This is a genomic window from Micromonospora sp. M42 (assembly GCF_000568915.1).
Lineage (GTDB): Bacteria > Actinomycetota > Actinomycetes > Mycobacteriales > Micromonosporaceae > Micromonospora > Micromonospora chalcea.
This window is the reverse complement of sequence record NZ_KK037233.1, coordinates 3,822,360-3,839,805: the sequence shown is the minus strand read 5'-3', so window position 1 is coordinate 3,839,805 and position 17,446 is coordinate 3,822,360. Positions and strand designations below refer to the sequence as shown.

At 72.7% G+C, this 17,446-nt stretch carries 20 protein-coding genes and 2 pseudogenes; 7 read left to right on the top strand and 15 right to left on the bottom strand.

All coding sequences use genetic code 11. The annotated features are described in order from the left end of the window. Positions 1-16: 16 nt before the first annotated feature. Positions 17-721 (bottom strand): annotated as a pseudogene (locus MCBG_RS34200) (hypothetical protein); the annotation flags it as partial. Between MCBG_RS34200 and MCBG_RS17515 the strand changes: the two are divergent. Further along, positions 720-1,676 carry a sulfotransferase family protein gene (locus MCBG_RS17515; RefSeq protein WP_223201258.1) on the top strand — a complete coding sequence of 319 codons (957 nt, stop codon included), beginning with the start codon at positions 720-722 and terminating at the stop codon, positions 1,674-1,676. The pseudogene MCBG_RS34200 and the gene MCBG_RS17515 sit on opposite strands and share 2 nt — an antisense overlap. Positions 1,677-1,746: 70 nt before the next feature. On the opposite strand, the gene MCBG_RS17510 is transcribed toward MCBG_RS17515, so the two are convergent. Together MCBG_RS17510 and MCBG_RS17505 are read right to left on the bottom strand one after the other, a co-directional pair. Beyond that, entirely contained in the window at positions 1,747-2,271 is a 525-nt protein-coding gene (locus MCBG_RS17510; RefSeq protein ID WP_043327115.1) for a hypothetical protein, read from the bottom strand. Between the two features lie 67 nt (positions 2,272-2,338). Next, positions 2,339-3,517: a Fic family protein gene (locus MCBG_RS17505; RefSeq protein WP_043327113.1), complete on the bottom strand. Its 1,179-nt coding sequence runs from the start codon at positions 3,515-3,517 to the stop codon at positions 2,339-2,341. 131 nt (positions 3,518-3,648) lie between these two features. Here MCBG_RS17505 and MCBG_RS17500 point away from each other — a divergent pair, with 131 nt between their 5' ends. From MCBG_RS17500 to MCBG_RS17490, 3 genes are read left to right on the top strand one after another with little or no spacing between them, the layout of a single operon-like run. After that, positions 3,649-4,116, top strand: a complete 468-nt coding sequence (locus MCBG_RS17500) for a DUF4442 domain-containing protein (RefSeq protein ID WP_030503534.1) — start codon at positions 3,649-3,651, stop codon at positions 4,114-4,116. Between the two features lie 46 nt (positions 4,117-4,162). Further along, positions 4,163-4,915: an HAD family hydrolase gene (locus tag MCBG_RS17495; RefSeq protein WP_043327111.1), complete on the top strand. Its 753-nt coding sequence runs from the start codon at positions 4,163-4,165 to the stop codon at positions 4,913-4,915. Beyond that, positions 4,912-7,281, top strand: coding sequence for a glycoside hydrolase family 65 protein (locus MCBG_RS17490; RefSeq protein WP_043327109.1), 2,370 nt, complete (start codon positions 4,912-4,914; stop codon positions 7,279-7,281). The genes MCBG_RS17495 and MCBG_RS17490 overlap by 4 nt, the downstream gene beginning before the upstream one ends. A gap of 43 nt (positions 7,282-7,324) precedes the next feature. Here MCBG_RS17490 and MCBG_RS17485 read toward each other — a convergent pair whose 3' ends face one another. The 3 genes from MCBG_RS17485 to MCBG_RS17475 all read right to left on the bottom strand — a co-directional run bounded on the left by MCBG_RS17485 (position 7,325) and on the right by MCBG_RS17475 (position 8,275). Beyond that, a complete protein-coding gene (locus MCBG_RS17485; RefSeq protein WP_030503531.1) occupies positions 7,325-7,504 on the bottom strand; it encodes a hypothetical protein in 180 nt (59 codons plus the stop codon). 61 nt (positions 7,505-7,565) lie between these two features. Continuing rightward, positions 7,566-7,913, bottom strand: coding sequence for a thioredoxin family protein (locus MCBG_RS17480; RefSeq protein ID WP_043327107.1), 348 nt, complete (start codon positions 7,911-7,913; stop codon positions 7,566-7,568). Next, a complete protein-coding gene (locus MCBG_RS17475) occupies positions 7,883-8,275 on the bottom strand; it encodes a MerR family transcriptional regulator (RefSeq protein ID WP_043327105.1) in 393 nt (130 codons plus the stop codon). The genes MCBG_RS17480 and MCBG_RS17475 overlap by 31 nt, the downstream gene beginning before the upstream one ends. 181 nt (positions 8,276-8,456) lie before the next feature. Here MCBG_RS17475 and MCBG_RS17470 point away from each other — a divergent pair, with 181 nt between their 5' ends. After that, positions 8,457-9,110: a dienelactone hydrolase family protein gene (locus MCBG_RS17470; protein ID WP_043327103.1), complete on the top strand. Its 654-nt coding sequence runs from the start codon at positions 8,457-8,459 to the stop codon at positions 9,108-9,110. An 11-nt stretch (positions 9,111-9,121) separates the two neighbouring features. Here MCBG_RS17470 and MCBG_RS17465 read toward each other — a convergent pair whose 3' ends face one another. Then, positions 9,122-10,255: an AI-2E family transporter gene (locus MCBG_RS17465; RefSeq protein WP_043327100.1), complete on the bottom strand. Its 1,134-nt coding sequence runs from the start codon at positions 10,253-10,255 to the stop codon at positions 9,122-9,124. Positions 10,256-10,384: 129 nt separating this feature from the next. Here MCBG_RS17465 and MCBG_RS17460 point away from each other — a divergent pair, with 129 nt between their 5' ends. Continuing rightward, complete coding sequence (locus MCBG_RS17460) at positions 10,385-10,567, top strand: antitoxin (RefSeq protein ID WP_043327099.1); 183 nt, start codon at positions 10,385-10,387, stop codon at positions 10,565-10,567. A 77-nt stretch (positions 10,568-10,644) separates the two neighbouring features. On the opposite strand, the gene MCBG_RS17455 is transcribed toward MCBG_RS17460, so the two are convergent. The 8 genes from MCBG_RS17455 to eccB all read right to left on the bottom strand — a co-directional run bounded on the left by MCBG_RS17455 (position 10,645) and on the right by eccB (position 17,016). Continuing rightward, positions 10,645-11,253, bottom strand: coding sequence for a C39 family peptidase (locus tag MCBG_RS17455; RefSeq protein ID WP_043327097.1), 609 nt, complete (start codon positions 11,251-11,253; stop codon positions 10,645-10,647). Between the two features lie 146 nt (positions 11,254-11,399). Beyond that, on the bottom strand, positions 11,400-11,813 hold the full coding sequence (locus tag MCBG_RS17450; RefSeq protein WP_043327095.1) for a pyridoxamine 5'-phosphate oxidase family protein: 414 nt from the start codon (positions 11,811-11,813) through the stop codon (positions 11,400-11,402). Positions 11,814-11,835: 22 nt separating this feature from the next. Next, positions 11,836-12,174 carry a YkvA family protein gene (locus tag MCBG_RS17445; protein WP_043327093.1) on the bottom strand — a complete coding sequence of 113 codons (339 nt, stop codon included), beginning with the start codon at positions 12,172-12,174 and terminating at the stop codon, positions 11,836-11,838. Between the two features lie 129 nt (positions 12,175-12,303). Next, a complete protein-coding gene (locus MCBG_RS17440) occupies positions 12,304-13,137 on the bottom strand; it encodes a hypothetical protein (RefSeq protein WP_043330707.1) in 834 nt (277 codons plus the stop codon). A 146-nt stretch (positions 13,138-13,283) separates the two neighbouring features. Further along, positions 13,284-13,679 carry a hypothetical protein gene (locus MCBG_RS17435; protein ID WP_043330706.1) on the bottom strand — a complete coding sequence of 132 codons (396 nt, stop codon included), beginning with the start codon at positions 13,677-13,679 and terminating at the stop codon, positions 13,284-13,286. Between the two features lie 107 nt (positions 13,680-13,786). Then, positions 13,787-15,067 (bottom strand): WXG100 family type VII secretion target, encoded by a 1,281-nt coding sequence (locus tag MCBG_RS17430; RefSeq protein ID WP_223201256.1) that lies wholly within the window; start codon positions 15,065-15,067, stop codon positions 13,787-13,789. Further along, a complete protein-coding gene (locus tag MCBG_RS17425; RefSeq protein ID WP_030503518.1) occupies positions 15,060-15,431 on the bottom strand; it encodes a hypothetical protein in 372 nt (123 codons plus the stop codon). The genes MCBG_RS17430 and MCBG_RS17425 overlap by 8 nt, the downstream gene beginning before the upstream one ends. A gap of 115 nt (positions 15,432-15,546) precedes the next feature. Next, positions 15,547-17,016 carry a type VII secretion protein EccB gene (gene eccB, locus MCBG_RS17420; RefSeq protein ID WP_043327091.1) on the bottom strand — a complete coding sequence of 490 codons (1,470 nt, stop codon included), beginning with the start codon at positions 17,014-17,016 and terminating at the stop codon, positions 15,547-15,549. Between the two features lie 159 nt (positions 17,017-17,175). Here eccB and MCBG_RS17415 point away from each other — a divergent pair. Beyond that, positions 17,176-17,446 (top strand): annotated as a pseudogene (locus tag MCBG_RS17415) (hypothetical protein); the annotation flags it as partial.

The following is a 17,446-nucleotide window of genomic DNA, read 5'->3' as shown; positions in this document are numbered from 1 at the left end:
GCCTGCCATCCCCGCCCGCCCGGATCTCCCACATCGGCCGCCCGGGGTCGTCGTTGTGCACGACGACGTCGGCGTGCTCGGCCGGGCGGGCAGTGGCGAAGTAGAGCCGCTGGGCGGGAAAGTACCGCTCGTGCCAGCGCCGCTCGACGTCGGCTCTCGTCGACACGCGGCTCTCGCGGATCACGGCACGGTCCACCGTCTTGTCGAGCGCGGTGGACACGAAGACGCGCAGCTCCCACCGGTCGACCAGTTCCGGGCGCAGCAGGAAGACACCGTCGAAGACCAGCACGGCGTCCGCCGGAGCGGTCGTGGGCGGCGGGGACAGCACCGTATCCGTCGCGTGGTCGTAGACCGTCGGCCGGAAGCGTCGATCTCCGCCCGGGCCGAGCGGATCGAGCAGCACCCGGTTCAGCGACCCGTGATCGTGGGTGTCGACGTAGCAGCCCTCGGCCGAGAACTCGCCGCGCCGGTAACGCCGGGCGCGGGGGAAGAGGAAGTCGTCCACCGTCGCGCGGATGACGTACCGGCCCCGGGCGCGCAGGACGGCGGCCAGCTCGTCGGCGAGCGTGGTCTTGCCGGCGGCGGGCGGCCCGTCAACCGCGACCCGGGTCGGGTGCGGCACGGTGACGGACCCGACCGCGTCGGCCAGGAGGCCGATCAGCTCCCGGCGGGGATAAATGGATTGCCCCTGCGCCCGGCCGGGAGTTTCACTGCCGCCCATGCCGTCCCCCTCACCGGTCTTCGTCGCGGGCACAGGTCGTTCGGGCACCTCGCGGATCGCCGACGTCATCGGCCAGCACCCGCTGATCCACCGGATCCCGATGGAAACCAAGTTCATCGTCGAACCCGGCGGCCTGCGGGACCTGGCCGACGCGCTCACCGAACGGTACGACCCCATCGTCGGCGAGGACGCCCTGCAGCGGCTCAGCGACTTCCTGACCGTACGGGTGCCCGGACGGCGTGACGATCGTGGCAAGACCGTGCCCGAGCTGGTCGGCGAACGGCGCTACCGGGACGCCGTACACCAGCTCTGGCCGCTGTTGATCGCGGACGCCTTCGAGGAGCCCGCGCCCGCGGCGGGCTTCGGCGACGGCGACCGGCCCACCGGGCCGTTCGGGCCGACGGGCCGACGACGGGTCGTGCCGAGGTACTTCCGCGACCGGGCCGAGCTGATCGCCGTCCTGCGCGGCCTGGTCGAGACGCTGTTCGGCGGCGCGGCGGCCGACGCGGGCAAGCCGACGTGGTGCGAGAAGACGCCGTTCAACCTCTTCGCCATGGACTTCCTCTGGGAGCTGTTTCCCGAGGCGACGATCGTGCACATCACACGGCACCCGGTCTCGGTGCTCGCCTCCCACCTGGCCCAGCCGTGGGCGCCGTCCACCGTCGACGGGGCGCTGGCCTACCTCGTGCCGGTCTATCAACGATGGCTGGCCTGGAGGAACGCCGCCGACCTGACGAGCCGGCGGTACGTCGAGGTGAAGGCGGAAGACCTCGCGGCCGACTGGGCCGGGCAGCGGCGCGCCCTGTTCGCACGGCTCGGCGTCGAGGACGCCGTCACCGCGTCGACGTTCCAGGCGGGTAGGCTCGCGCACCGCGACGACCAGTTCGACGCCGGCACCCGCGCGTACGTCGAGCGGGAACTGGGCGAGATCATCCCCGCCATGGGCTACGAGTGACGGCCGAGCTGTCGAGGGCCGGCCCCGCTGTGCGGAGCTGACCGGCCCGATCAGGTGATGCGGCTCCGGATCACGCCTTGCGGCGCAGTTCGCGGAGCACGCCGTGCCGGCGGAGCGCCCACGCCAGTCGCCGCGCGCTCGGGTGCCGGACGAACAGCACCGCCGCCCCGCGGACCAGCCCGAACCGGTTGTCGCTCACCTGGTCGTCGGCCGCCCGCCAGATCAGCTCGCGGACGCCGGGGCTGTCCAGCATCGCCCTTACCTCGTGGCGTACCCGGGGGTCCTCGGCCGCGGACGTGACGGCGGTGACCAGGCCGGGACGGTCGGCGAGCGGCTCCACCGCCGCGGCGACGAGCGGCCGGCGTACGATGTCCCGCTCCAGCAGCAGCAACACCGCCTCCCGGACCTCGGTGCTGTCGAGCCCGGACCGCAGCAGGCCCAGCGCGCTGCGCTCGACCTCGCGGTCGCGGTCCGGAAGGGACAGTGCGGCCAGCAGCACTGTCACCTCGTCGAGGTCGACGAGGTGACGCAGCCCGTCGCGGAACTCCGGGAGCGCCCACGCCACCGTCAGCCCGCGCGCGAGATCGCGGTTCATGGGCCATTCGCTACCCGGAGTCGACAGCCGCCGAAACGCCGCGACAGCGCCGTGAAATAAGCCGTGGTTACAAGCGTTCACCTGAGCCGGTCGTATTGGCAGCCTCGGTTGCGAGAACGACCGGCATGGCCGGATAGGGGTCGCTGATCGGTTTGCGCTGAGCATGGACTCTTTCCCGCACCGTCACCAGCGTGGGGCCGGCGACGTAATGCCTGCCCCGCCGCTCACCTCGTGCTTCCAGAAGGCCCTGCTCGACAAGGCTGGCCAGATCCCGAGATGCGGTCCTGTCCTCGACATCGGCAAGTTTGACGTACCCGGAGCGACGGATGCGATAGCCCAGGACTGCCTCGTAGAGGAGATCGGTCACCCGCTCAGGGAGCCTGTTCTCGGCAACGATCGCGTCCAACTCCGACCAGATGCCGGACGCCTCCTCGAAGCGGCGAGCGACGGTCTGCGCCTGCATGTGATGGGCGCGCAGGTTGAACGACACCCAGAGGTGCGCCGAACCTTCGGGGTTCCAGCGGCCACGTCCGGTAACCGCCAACACCCGGTAGTAGTCCTCGGTGTTGCTGCCCAGCCATTCCTCGATGCTGGAGAAAGCAGGCTCGACGATCGCGCGTCGGGAGAGCACCAACGTCTGAAGGGCGCGTGCCATTCGCCCGTTGCCATCACGGAACGGATGGATCATCACCAGGTTCAGATGCGCCATGGCTGCTTTGACGAGCGGAGAGGCGGTGACATCCGACCGTAGATCTTCGGTTAGCTCCTCCATGAGGTGAGGCACGTGGTCGGCGTCCGCGCCCTCGTACACCCGCTCATCGGTTCGCTCATCGTGGACGTAGATCGGGCCCTTGCGATATTGCCCCGGGCTCTTGCCCAGATCGTGCGAGAGCATCATGTAGTGCATGCTGCGGATCACCGACGTGTCGAACCGGAAGTGCGGATCCCCGGCGGTTTGCAGCACGTATCCCAGAGCCTGCCGATAGCCCCGGATCTCGGCGAAGGTCCGGTCGTCGGCGCTCAGCGGCTCCTCGCCGTCTAGCGCGGCGGCGGCGTCGTCCTCGGCGACCACGTAGCCCTCGATGCTGTTGGAGCCGAGAATCGCGCGGGCCAACATCGTGCGCCGGAGGCCACCGGTCCACCGGCGAGGAGTGCGCAGGACATCAGCGAGCACGCGGCGCATGTCATGCACCTCGTCCAGCACGGTCTCGTCGTGATCGCTGAGTTCAGGGGTGGAGTAGATCATCTCATGTCCTAATGTCTCTTAATAAGAGACAAAGCTAGCTCCTTGTGGTGCGGATGTCACTTACTTAGTGACATTGGGTCGGCGCGTTCCGGCGTCTTGCCGGGTTGGTTACCGGCGAGTAGCGTTCGGGCATGAGCATCGACTCTCGCCAGGTGGCGGCCGGTCTCCTCGACGCTGTGCCGTTCGCCCGCACGCTCGGGATCGAGTTCGTCGAGGTGGCGCCCGAGGCCGAGGGCGGGGTCCGGGCCGTGGTCCGGCTCCCCGACGACCCGGCGCACCACAACCACGTGGGCGGCCCGCATGCCGGGGCCATGTTCACGCTGGGGGAGAGCGCCTCGGGCGCGGTTGTCCTGGCCGCGTTCGGGCAGGTGCTCGACCGGGCCGTACCCCTGGCCGTGACCGCGACCATCCGCTACCTCAAGGTGGCGGTGGGGCCGGTGCTGGCGACGGCGCGGCTCGGCGGTGTCCCCGCCGAGGTGCTGGCCGAGCTGGACGCCGGGCGACGGCCCGAGTTCCCGGTCGAGGTGGAGGTCCGCACCGAGGACGGCACGCTCACCTCCTCGCTCACCGTGATCTGGACGCTGCGCCCGAACCGCTGAGCCCTGAACGGGTTTGCCTGGGGCGAGCGCCGGATAGATTCAAGCGATGCTGGGCCTCCCCGCGCACGTGAGCGCGTGTCTCTTCGATCTGGACGGTGTGCTGACGCAGACCGCCAAGGTGCACAACGCCGCCTGGGCGGAGACGTTCGACGCCTACCTGCGGCGACGGTCCGTCGAAACCGGCGAGCCGTTCCAACCGTTCGACCCCGGACCGGACTACAACCGTTACGTGGACGGCAGACCGCGCGCCGACGGGGTGCGCACATTCCTGGCCTCGCGCGGCATCACCCTGCCCGAGGGCTCACCCGACGACCCGCCCGAGGCGGACACGGTCAACGGCCTCGGCAACCGCAAGAACGTCGTCCTGCTCCAGCGGATCGAGCAGCACGGCGTCGAGGCGTACGAAGGTTCGGTTCGCTACCTGGAGGCCGCCACCGCGGCCGGGCTGCGGCGGGCGGTCGTCTCGGCCAGCGCCAACTGCGCCGCCGTGGTGCACGCCGCCGGGCTGGACCGCTGGCTGGAGGCGCGGGTCGACGGCGTGGTCGCCCGCGCGAACGGGCTGCGCGGCAAACCGGACCCGGACACGTTCCTGGAAGGCGCGCGGCTGCTCGGCGTCGAACCGGCGCAGGCCGCCGTCTTCGAGGACGCCCTCGCCGGCGTGGCCGCCGGACGGGCCGGCGGATTCGGGTACGTGATCGGCGTCGACCGGGTCGGCCAGGCCGACGAACTGCTGGCGCACGGCGCCGACGTGGTGGTCACCGACCTCGCCGAACTGCTCGCGGCGGAGCCGGCCGCGTGATCCGGGAACGGGCGTATCCGGTCGAGCCCTGGCATGTCCGGGAGGTACGCCTCGACATGGACGTGCTGGCCCAGTCCGAGTCGGTGTTCGCGCTCTCCAACGGGCACATCGGGCTGCGCGGCAACCTCGACGAGGGCGAGCCGCACGGCCTGCCCGGCACCTACCTGAACTCCTTCTACGAGCTGCGCCCGCTGCCGTACGCGGAAGCCGGCTTCGGCTTCCCCGAGTCGGGGCAGACCATCGTCAACGTCACCAACGGCAAACTGATCCGGCTGCTCGTGGACGACGAACCGCTCGACGTCCGCTACGGCGAGGTGCTCGCCCACGAGCGGGTCCTCGACATGCGCGCCGGAACGCTCCAACGCGACCTGCACTGGCGTTCCCCGGCCGGGCGCGAGGTCAAGGTCCGCACCACCCGGCTGGTGTCGTTCACCCAGCGCTCGGTCGCCGCCATCCACTACGAGGTGGAGCCGGTCGACGGGCCGCTGCGGCTGATCCTCCAGTCCGAGCTGGTCGCCAACGAGACGCTGCCGCCGCAGAGCCGCGACCCCCGGGTGGCCGCCGTGCTGGAGTCACCGCTGCAGGCCGAGGAGGAACTCACCACCGACGACGGCGGCCTGCTCATCCACCGGACCAAGGTCAGCGGTCTGCGGGTCGCCGCCGCCATGGGCCACGACGTGCACGGCCCCGAACGCACCACGATCGAGAGCGAAGGGTACGAGGACTGGGTCCGCACCACCATCGGCTGCGTGCTCAAGCCCGGCGAGAAGCTGCACGTGATCAAGTACCTCACATACGGCTGGTCCAGCCGCCGGTCGCTGCCGGCGCTGCGCGACCAGGTCGGCGCGGCGCTCGCCGCGGCCCGGCTCGACGGCTGGGACGGGCTGCGCCGGGCGCAGCGGGAATACCTCGACGCGTTCTGGGACGCCGCCGACGTGCGCGTCGAAGGCGACCCGGAGGTCCAGCAGGCCGTCCGCTTCGGCCTCTTCCACGTGCTCCAGGCCGGCGCCCGCGGGGAACGGCGGCCGATCTCCGCCAAGGGCCTCACCGGCCCCGGGTACGACGGCCACGCGTTCTGGGACACCGAGATGTTCGTGCTGCCGGTGCTCACGTACACCCAGCCCGGCGCGGTCCGCGACGCGCTGCAGTGGCGGCACGCCACGCTCGCCCAGGCCCAGGAGCGGGCCCGCACGCTGAACCTCGAAGGCGCCGCCTTCCCGTGGCGCACCATCGAAGGACCCGAGTCGTCGGCGTACTGGCCGGCCGGAACCGCCGCGTTCCACATCGCCGCCGACGTCGCCGACGCGCTGCGCCGCTACGTGCTGGTCACCGGCGACGAGACACTGGAACGCGAGATCGGACTGGAACTGCTTGTCGAGACCGCCCGGCTGTGGCGATCCCTCGGCCACCACGACCGGGCCGGGCAGTTCCACATCGACGGCGTGACCGGCCCCGACGAGTACACAGCCGTGAAGAACGACAACGTCTACACCAACCTGATGGCGCAGCGGAACCTGCGTACCGCCGCGGACTGCGCGATGCGCTACCGGGACCAGGCCCTCGACCTCGGCGTCACCGAAGAGGAAGCCGCCGCGTGGCGGGACGCCGCGAACGACATGCACGTCCCGTACGACGCCGAGACCGAGGTGCACGAGCAGGTCGAGGGGTTCACCCGGTTCCAGGAGTGGGACTTCGAGCACACGCCACCGGAGAAGTACCCGCTGCTGCTGCACTACCCGTACTTCGACCTCTACCGCAAGCAGGTCGTCAAGCAGGCCGACCTGGTGCTCGCCATGCACTGGCGGGGCGACGCGTTCAGCGCCGCCGAGAAACTGCGCAACTTCGTCTACTACGAGCGGCGCACCGTACGCGACTCGTCGTTGAGCGCCTGCACCCAGGCGGTGCTCGCGGCCGAGGTCGGCTTCCTCGAACTGGCCCACCGCTACCTGCGCGAGGCCGCGCTGATGGATTTGCACGACCTGAACGAGAACACCCGCGACGGCGTGCACATGGCGTCCCTGGCCGGCGCCTGGATCGCGCTCGTCGCCGGATTCGGCGGCCTGCGGGACCACGACGGGACGCTCTCCTTCGCGCCCCGGCTCTCCAGCCGCCTCAGCCGACTGGAGTTCTCGCTCCAGTGGCGCGGGATGCGACTGCGCGTCGACGTGCGGCCGCACCAGACCACGTACTCGCTGCGCAACGGCGGCCCGGACACGGTGGTGGAGCTGCGGCACCACGGCGAGCCGCTGCGGGTCACCTCGGCGCAGCCGGTCACCGTGCCGATCCCGCCCGAGCACCCGACCGAGCCGCAGCCGGAGCAGCCGCAGGGCCGCGCGCCGCTGATGCACCTGCCGGAACGCATGTAGCGGTCCCGCCCCGAAGAGGCGGGACCGCTCGGTACGCGTACCCTCAGAACTGGCGGCCGTTGGACGGGCGCCCGCCGGCGTCGCGCGGCGCCGTGGCCCGCGGATCGTCGGATGTCCGCGCCGTCGAGGCGCGGTCGGCCCAGTCCGGCGAGCCCTCAAGCTCCCGCTTGCGGCGCTCCTGGTCGGTGAGTTCCTGTTCCCGGGACCTGTCCTGTTTCGCCATGACGATCCTCGCGATCCGTCGGGGTCCGTGGTCATCCCGCGCGTTCCCGCCCGGCGGCGGCTCAACCGTCCAGGTGGCGGGCGAAGCTGCGCCGCAGGTGGTCCTTGGGGCGGGAGCCGACGATCGAGCCGACCACCTCGCCGTCCCGGAACACCAGCATGGTCGGCGCGGACATGATCCGGTGGGCGCGGGTGGTCGCCGGGTTCTCGTCGGTGTTGAGGGTGACGAAGCGCAGCGCGTCGCCGAACTCCTCGGCCAGCTCGGCCAGGTGCTTCGACACCACCCGGCACGGCGGGCACCACTCGGCCCAGAAGTCGACCACCACGGGCCGGTCGGCGGCCAGCACGGTGGCCGCGAAGGTGTCGTCGGTGACCGGGGTCAGCCGGCCGGTCCCCGTGTCCTGAGGCATGTTTCCTCCCGTTGGGCGATCGCGTGGGCGAGCTGGTCGTGCAGGCGGCGGCGGACGTCGCCCAGCCGGTCGAGGTAGTCGTCCACCTCGGCGAGCTTGCGCCGCAGCACCGCCACCGAATCGGGGCAGACGTCACCGGAGTCGTTCCCCGCGCGCAGGCAGGCGACGAACGGGCGGATGTCGTCCAGGCCGAAACCGATCGCCAGCAGGGAGCGGATCTCGCGGACGACGCGCAGTTCCGCCTCGTCGTAGATCCGGTACCCGTTGGCGGACCGGCCCGGCCGGACCAGGCCGTGGGTCTCGTAGTAGCGCAGGGTGCGGGTGCTCGTACCGGCCCGCCGCGCCAGCTCCCCGATCCGCATCCGCCGCCCCCGTCCCTGCCTGGTGAATCGACGCTAAACCTTGCCGCCGACGTCAACGCAACCCCGCACGCGCGGCCTCCCCGTCGATCATGAGGTTGACGGCGTGGGGAAGCGCTTTCTGGGCCGTCAACTTCATGATCGTGCGGTTGGGGGGTATCGGGTGGGCGGGGGGTGGAGGGATATGCGTGAGGTTTCGGTGCCTGTTGTCGACGGGGGGCTCGTCGGGGATGTCAGTGTGCCCGGCGGGGCCGGTGGGGTGGTGCTGTTCGCGCACGGGAGCGGCAGCTCGCGGCACAGCCCGCGCAACACGGCCGTCGGTCGCGCGCTCAACGACCGTGGGCTGGCCACCGTGCTGGTCGACCTGCTGACCGCCGACGAGGAGGCGCGGGACGAGGTCACCGCCGAACTGCGCTTCGACATCGGGATGCTGGCCGAGCGCCTGGCCGGAATCGTCGACTGGATGGGCGCCGACCCGGAGCTGGGGCGGCTCCCGATCGGGCTGTTCGGGGCCAGCACCGGCGCCGCCGCCGCCCTGGTCGCCGCGGCGGCCCGGCCGGACCGGGTGGCCGCGGTGGTCTCCCGGGGCGGCCGGCCCGACCTGGCCGGCAGCTCACTGACCGCGGTACGCGCACCGACGCTGCTGCTCGTCGGCGGCCTGGACGAGCAGGTGATCGTGCTCAACGAGCAGGCCCGGGACGCGCTCGGCGAGGTGGCGGAGCTGCGGATCGTGCCCGGCGCCACCCACCTGTTCGAGGAGCCCGGCACGCTGGAGCAGGTGGCCGACCAGGCAGGTACCTGGTTCACCACCCACCTGCGCCAGCCGCACCCCGCCTGAGCGGCAGCCCGTCAGCCCGCGGCTTCGACGGCCGGGTCCGGCCCGGCGGCGCGGCCGGTTTCGGCGCGGTGCCGCTGCACGGTGTCCAGCACCCGCCAGAGCACCGCCGCGATCGGCACCGACACGAACGCGCCGGCCACCCCGGCGACCAGCGTGCCGGCGGTGACCACCACCAGGATGACCGCCGGATGCAGTTGCACCTGCCGCCGCATCACCAGTGGCTCCAGCAGGTTGCCCTCGATCTGCTGGACGGCGATCACCGCGGCGAGCGTGAGCAGAGCCGTGGTGGGACCGTTCGCGGCGAGCGCGACAAGCACCGCCACCGCGCCGGCCACCGTGGCACCGATGATCGGCACGAAGCCGCCGAGGAACGTGATCAGGGCGAGCGGCAGGGCCAGCGGGACCCGCAACACGACAAGCGCCAGTCCGATGCCGATGGCGTCGATGGCCGCGATGATCATCGTGCCCCGGCTGTACGCGCCGAGCGTGCGCCAGCCGGCCCGGCCCGCCTCGGCGGTCAGCTCCCGGCGCGGACCGGTCAGCCGGCGCAACACCCAGTGCCACATCGAACGGCCGTCCTTGAGCAGGAAGAACAGCAGCACCAGCGCGAGCAGGATCGCGCCGGCCACCTCGGCTGCCTTGCGCGCCCCGGCCACCGGGTCGGGCGTCCCGCTGCTCAGGCCCTGCCGGATCTGCTCCACCAGCCGGTCGAGCTGCTGATCGGTGACCGGCAGGCTGGAGGTGACGAAGTCGCGGGTGCGTTGCAGCCCCTCGTCGAGTTGCTGGCTCAGCTCGCCGAACTGGCTCGCGGTGAGGTTCCAGACCAGGACGCCGGCACCACCCAGGATGCCGAGCAACAGCAGGACGGTGAGCAGCGCGGCGAGCCCGGCCGGCACCCGCAGCCGGCGCAGGCGTACCAGGACCGGATCGAGCAGCGCGGTGAGGAAGAGCGTGCCGGCCAGCGCCACCGCCAGCGGCGCGAGCAGCACCGCGATCTGCCCCAGCAGCCACAACCCGGTCGTCACCACGAGGAGACAGGCGCTCCAGGTGACAGCGGTCCGTACCGGCCAGGGCAGCCCCGCCCAGGTCTGCCGGGGGCCGGTCGTCGGTGCCGGCCGCGTCGGCTCGGATCCATCAGCGTCCACGTCGCCTCCTCGATCGTGGCCGTTGGTACCCGACGCACGTCGATCCGACACCCCGGTGGGAATCGCCCACCCGGTGTTTGTGCCCCCAGCCCCAGGGAAGGCTTCCAACGTATCGAAGGGAGATCCGACATGAGCGACTTCATGGACAAGGCCAAGGACTTCGCCGACAAGCATGACAAGCAGGTCGACCAGGGCATCGAGAAGGCGGGTGACGCGGCCGACAAGCGCACCGGCGGCAAGTACGACGCCCAGATCGACAAGGGCGTCGACATGGCGCAGCAGCGGACCGGCGAGGGTGACACCGGGCGCTGACCCCGTACACCCGCACCGGCGCCGGACACGACGGCGGCCACGCCCCCTCAGGGAGCGTGGCCGCCGTGGCGTCGGGGTCAGGAGCTGTAGCCGCGTCCGGCGATCCAGTTGGCCAGCTCGGTCACGTCCATCCAGTACGTCGGCGTGTCCGGCCGGGCCGGGTCGGCGATGAGGACGGTGTCGGCGTCGCCCTCGTACCGCACCACGGTCAGGTAGTGGCCGGGGTAGTTGTGCTCCACCCCGTCGATGTCCCGGGCGCCGCCCAGGATGTTCGCCACCACCGGCCGGTCGTCGTCCACGGCGGTCCGGATGTCCGCGCGCAGGCGTGCCACCTGCTCCGGGGTGGCCACGTCGTCGCGGATCTCGGTGGTCCGGTACTTGCCGCCGGTGTACTCGTTGAGCACGCGGGTGATGTCGATGGCGGAGTCGGTGCCGTTCTGGGTGGTGCCCAGCTTCGCGGCCAGCTCGTCCTGGCTCACGTCCTTGCCCTCGGCCGAGAGCGCGATGCGGGCCGAGGCGGGACCACAGTAGAAGAAGTTCGGCTGAGCCTGGTACTCGTAGTCGGCGGTGCGGTCACCCTTGCCCTTGACCGGGGCCGCGTGGGCGGCGGCCGGGCCGGCGACGGCGCCGCCGGCAGCGGCGAGACCGGCGACGGAGAGGAGGCACTTGCGGATGATCGGATTCATGTCGAGGCTCCATTCGGGGGTCGACGGCTCCGTGCGGGAGACGCGGCACCAGGAGTGGCGCTCGGCGTACGGAGAGTTCAACCGCCCTGCTTCCGGGCCTCATTTCCGGGCGTGACCGGGGCCACCGCGAAACCGGACAGAGCGCCTCAGTCGGGCAGGCTGCCCAGGAGCCGGGTCACCGCGATCTCGATGACCACCCGCGCCGGATTCGGACGCGGGGTGCGATAACGTTCGGCGTACCGCCGTTCGGCCTCGGCCACCGAAGCCGGGTCGCGGCGCAGCGCCGCCCGGCCCTCCACGGTCAGCCACCAGCGGCCGTCGACCTGACACACCGCCACCGGAGTGCCGTCCGGTCCGGCCGCCGCGACGTGCCGCGCCTTGGCCGACCCCGCGGAGGTGATCACCCGGGCCAGGCCGGCCTCCGGGTCGAAGGTCACCCCCACCGGTACGACGTGCGGGGTGCCGTCGGCGCGCAGCGTGGTCAGCGTGGCGAGATGCCGGTCCGCGAAGAAGCGGGCCACCCGCCCGTCGTGCGGATCCAACCGGTGCCGTCCCGCCATGCCGTCTCCTCGTTCGCGTGTCTCATCGGCGGGGCGCCGCGCCGGGCGGCAGCGCCGGGGACTTCCCGGTGGCCCGCTGTTCCACCTGGGCGGCACGATGCTTGACGGCCAGCCGGCCCAGGTAGAACAGCGCGCCGGCCAGCACGCCCATGTCGTCCAGGTAGATCGGGTCGGGCAGCAGGTCCACCGGCAGGATCGTGTAGATCAGCGCGCCGTAGAACGCGACCTTGCCGCCGGCGCCGAGCGCGCCGAGCATGCGGCGGGTGCGGACCAGCCGGACGGCGAGCACGACCGCCCCGGCCAGCATGGCCGCCGCGACGACGGCGGCGAGTACGACGAGCACCCAGGCTTCACGGGACACGCCCTCACGCTAGCCGAGCCGGGTCGATGCCGCCCGCGGGTCGTGGCCGTGACGCCCCGGGGCGTGGCCCGGGGCACCGGACCGCCACTTCGCCGAAGTGGTGGCAACGGGCTCGGGACGCCGGGGCGCTCAGGCCGCCACGGCCGCCCGTCCCCGGGCAACCGGGGTCAGCTCGCGGGTGATGTCGACGGCGGCCGAACCGGTCGGCAGTTCCCGGGTGGTCTCCGGCCCGGCGAACCCGACGATGGACAGCTCCGCCTGCGGCTCAGGGGCCGGGTGCAGCGCCGCGAACGCCTCGTCGCGCAGGCTCTGCGCCGCCGCCGCGGCCCGCTCGGCGGCCTGCCAGGCGGCCTGTTCCCGCTGCGTGGCGGCCCGGTGCCGGGCGGCGAGGTTGTCCCGAACCAGCCGGCGCAGCAGCAGCTCCTGCTCCACCGGGTGCCGGCTCGGGTCCCAGCCGTTCCCGCCGAGGATGTCGCTGAGCTGCCGCACCGTGATCTCGTTGCGCCACTGGGCGTCCATCGCCGCCCGGTGCAGCCAGCGCTCCCGGTCCGCGTACTCGGCCGGGGTCCGGGCGGTCCGGGGCAGCGGCAGCGCCGCGGCGGCGGCCAGGCGCCGCACGTCGTCCTCCGCCGCCTGGTACGCCTGCCAGGCCGCCTCGGCCTCCTCCTGGGCGGTCAGCCACTCCGTCCGGCTCCGCTCGGCGGTGGCCGACGTCGACCAGCGGGCCATCACCACCTCGTCGGCGTACCGGTCCCGCTCCCGATCCTGTACGCGGGCCCGCTCGGCCTGATCGATGCTGCTCGGCCGGGCGGCGTCACTGATCCGGTCGACAAGCTCCGAGCGGAACCGGGACGGGCGGACGATCAGGGCGGCGACCACTGTGGCGGCCACGGCGAGCAGAGCCAGCCAGATCACGGCGGCAGCGGGGACGTCGGGCAGGACGGTGGAGAAGACGGTCTGCATCACCAGCACCTCAAGGTGGAACGACTGACGAACAACGGTTTGTGGCCCGGTCATCCGGGTGGGGTGCGTCTCGCTACGGAGACGCGGCAGGGCGCGCGGGTGCGGCAGGTGTGGCCGCGCCGGGGCGTACCGGAAAGGTGGCCCGGTCAGGCGCGCGGCGGACCGCGGCGGGCGATGGCTGCCCGAGCCGGGTCGGCGACGGCGACGGCCTCGACGCCGGGCACCCGCCCGGCGGCTGTGGATTCGGTGCCGGCCGCGTCGGCGGCGGGACCGGAGGTGGACCGCGGCGCGCCGTCGGCCGTCGTGCCGCCCGCCGCGACCGTCGTCAGGCCGACCTCGGCCGGAACCGGAGACGCGATCACGCTCGGCGCGGCGGCGGAGGCGACAGTGACCGCGACGGACTGCTCGGTCACGGTGGCATGGGCGGGTGCGGCGGCGATGCCCTGGAGGCCGACGATCAGCACCAGGCCGGCCACGGCCGTGCGGGCGATCCGGCGCAGCGTCGCCGTCCAGGTGGACGGGGCGAACGCTACGGGCAGCACCAATTCAACCTATCGGTCAGCGGACGATTTCGCAGCTCAAAGATCTTGCTGGTTACGTGAGCCGTCCCACGGGTCGCTGTGGACGGACCGCTGCCTCGATGCCGCTGTCAGTTGCCGCCGAGCACCGGCGGCGGAGCGCCGTCGCCGTCGCCCCAGACCATCTCGTCCTCGGTGAGCCAGGTCAGCCGGCCGTCGGACTCGTCGTCGCCGTGGCTGCCGCGACCACCGAGCACGCCGCCACGGCCGGCCATCGCGGGCCGCCCGGTGCCGCCGGCCCGCTCGCCGGACCTGCCCCCGGCCTCGACCACCAGGCCGCGACCGGAGGTGAGCCGGCCGGTGCCGGCCGCCGCGCGGTTCTCCGCGCCGGGCGCGCCGCCGAACCGGGCCGAGGACGCAGAGTTGGGACCGGTGCCCGCGAGCGACCCGGTGCTGAGCACGCCGGGGGCGCCGTAGAGCCCGCCGCTGCCCCCGCCGGCCGTCATCGTGGCGGGGCCGCCGCCGGAGCCGAAGCCCGCGCTGCCGCCGATCGTCGGGCCGCCGGTGGTGCCGGTCAACGGGCCGGCGCCGGCCAGCGAGGTGCCGCCCGGGTCGACGGTGCCGCCGGTGGTGACCGGCCCGGAGCGCCCGCGCCGGGGTTGCCGCCCGGTGTGCCCGCGCCCGGGGCGCCCGCACCGGGCGTGCCGCTGGTCGGCGCCGTGTGGTGCACGCCCGACGTGGTGGCGGTGGCGCTCGCTCCCGGGCCGAAACTGCCCAGGTTCGGGCCGGACGACGGCGTCTTGACCGAGGGGCCGTTCTGCAGCGTCGGGTCGCCGTTGCTGGTGTTGCCGGGCAGTTCGACCTCGGGCGGGTCCGGCACGACGATCCGGCCGTACGCCGAGAAGTCGTAGCCCTCGGCGAGCTTCGCCACGACCTGCACCATCCGCTGGTGCGCCTTCTCCTGCTCGGCCTTGTCCTGCTGGTGGCCGACGATCCCGCCGATCACCCGCGCCGGGGGCGCCGCCGAGCAGGAAGCCCTTGCCGGCGCCGGAGAGCAGCTTGTCGTTGTCGTCGGTCTTCTCCGGGCTCTCCGCCTTGGACTGCGCGGCCCGCAGCTCGCTGGACATCATGTCGAGGCCCTGCCGGATGCCCGTCATGCCCTCGGCGAGGTTGCCGGAGTAGCGCACGACCATGTCCAGCCGCCTGGTGAACTCGCGCGCGGCGTCGCCGGTCCAGCTCTTGGACAGCGCCTCCAGGTCGGCGGTGAGGTCGCGGCCGAGGTCGTCGAGCGTGCTCTTGAGGGAGGTCCACTGGGCGCTGAGCGCCTCGATCTGCTTCGGGTCGCCGGCGTTGACGCCCTGGTAGAGCTCCTCGTGGCTGACGTGCTCGTAGCGCCGGGTGTACTCAGACACGCGGGTCCTCCTTCGGCTGCTTCATCGCCTCGTTCAGCCCCGAGAGGGCGGCGGCGATGTCGGCCGCGGCGGCGGCGTTGCGGGCCTCGGCGGTCTTGTAGTTCGTCATGATCTTGTGGGTCGCCTCGCGGGCGGCCAGGATCGCCCGGCGCAGCCGGTCGACGTGGTTGACGTAGCTCTGGTGCGTCTCGGAGTAGCGACGTGCGTTGTCGGTCGCGTCGGTGAACGTGCCGAGCGCGGGCGGGCGGCACTGCATCTGGGTGTTCAGCTTGCGCAACACCGACTCCGCCTCGTCCAGCCGCCGCTCAAGTCGCTGGTGGAAGTCCTCCAGGGACAGTACGTCTACTGTCGTGCGCCCCGTCATGGCTGCATCCCCGTAGTCATCGTCGATAACCTTCGCCGCACTCAGGTTAGTCGAAACGCGCCAACCCGGGCGACCCGTGACAGGCCCCATCCACATCGGACCCGGGCGGGGCCGGTCAACCGCCCTGGACCTGGGCCGCGGCTCCGCCGGTGGAGGGGGTCGCGGTGGGCGCCGCCGGGGTCGAGGCATCGAAGTACGCCATCGCGTCCTGGCGCGACAGCGTCGGGCCGGTCGGCACCAGCGCCAGCAGCGAGGCGGGTACGGCCAGCGGGGTCACGTCGCCGTACCCGAGGGCGCTCTTCGCGTCGCCCCCGGCGGTGCCGAGCGGATAGCGGATGCCCTGGGCGGTGATCAGGTAGACCGTCGACCCGGCCGCCGGCTTGCCGCTCTCTCCGGCCGTGGCCTGCGCCAGCACGCCCTTGCCGCCGGGCAGCAGCACGTTCTCGGCGGTGCGTACCGCGTCCCGGCCGCCCTGCCGCGACGGCATCGCGGTCGCCTCGGTCAGCTCGGCCGGCGGGGAGTCGAAGACCTCAAGCGTGGTGGTCGGCGGCTGGCCGGCCGGGCCGGGCCGGTAGGTGGCGCAGAGCACCGTGCGCCCCGGGCGGACCTCGTGCGGCGTCGGCAGCCGGGCGGGCAGGCCGTCCGGCTCCAGCCGCTGGTCGGTGAGGAGCCGGCCCGCCTCGTCCGGCGTGATCTGCGCCACCTCGCCACCCCGGCCGAGCAGCAGCAGCGCGGTCACCTCCCGGAGCGTGGCCAGGCCCTGCCGGGTGAGCACGTAGTACTGGCCGGCCGCCTGGTAGACCTGGCCGATCCGGGCCGGCCGGCCGCCCACCGTGAGCCCGCTCGCGCCGCCGTCCCCGTCGATCGTGGGCTTGCGCAGCACCGGCCCCACCGGCACCGCGTTCAGCAGCTGCTGCCCGACGGTGAGGTTCGTGACGCCGGCCATCTTCAACGCCACCAGCGCCTGGTCGTCGCCGGCGACACGCAGCCGCGAGCCGCCGGTGAGCAGGTAGCGGGCGTCGCCGGTGCGCACCACGACGGCCCGGTCGGTGAGCGCGGTGCCGCCGGGCAGCGTCCGGTCGATCACCAGGTGCGTGGTGGAGCGCTGCGTGTCGTTCGGGTCGGGCACGTCGCACACCGACCAGGGGAGCCCGACCAGGGACTTGCGGTCCGGCAGGTCGTCGGGGGCGCCCACGATGCCGACCAGCCGGCCGCGCGGCCGGTCCTTGATGGACGCCTGGGACATGGTGCGGGGCTTCGCCGCCGCGTCGTTGATGATCAGCCGCGCCGAGGCGTAGTTGAGCGTCGGGCGCAGCACCCGGTCCTCGCCGAAGTAGTACGTCGCGCCGGTCTCCCGCTCGATCACCAGCGTGTTCGGCTCCAGCGGCGCCGAGTTGCTGGTGAGCTGCCCGTACGCGCCCACCCCGCCGAGCACCACGGCGGCCGCGATCACGCTGCCGAACACCGCCATGCCGAGGCGGCGCATCGGCAGGTCGTTGGTCTCCGGGTCGCCCGACAGCAGCGCCGAGACGATGCGGCGGGTGACGAAGCGGTACGCCTGGACCTGATCGCGGCGGGTCCGCATGACTAACCTCCGGCGGGGTGGGTCCAACGACGACAGGGCCGAGCGGCGTCGCGGGCTTCCCTACGATAAGGGGCCACCGGGGGTGCGCCGGACCCCGTCCGCCGCCCGAACGCCGCACCCCGCCGGCGGATGTCCAGGATGTCCAGAAGGGACGCACCGATGACGCAGCTGCAGGCGCCACCCGGTCGTACGGCCACCGCCCCCGCCGTACCGGTGGACCGGCCGGTCACCCCGGCCGACAAGCGCCGCCGGGGCCGGCTCGGCCCGGTCGTGGTCGGGCAGCTCGTCGTGGTGGAGTGCGCCGCGCTGGCGGTCTGGTTCGCCACCGCCGGCCCGCCCTGGCTGCTCGGGGTGTGGGCGGGCTGGCGCTGCTGGCAGTGGTCGCCGCGTTCGCCGCCGAGGCGGCCGATGGTGGTACGAGGACCTGATG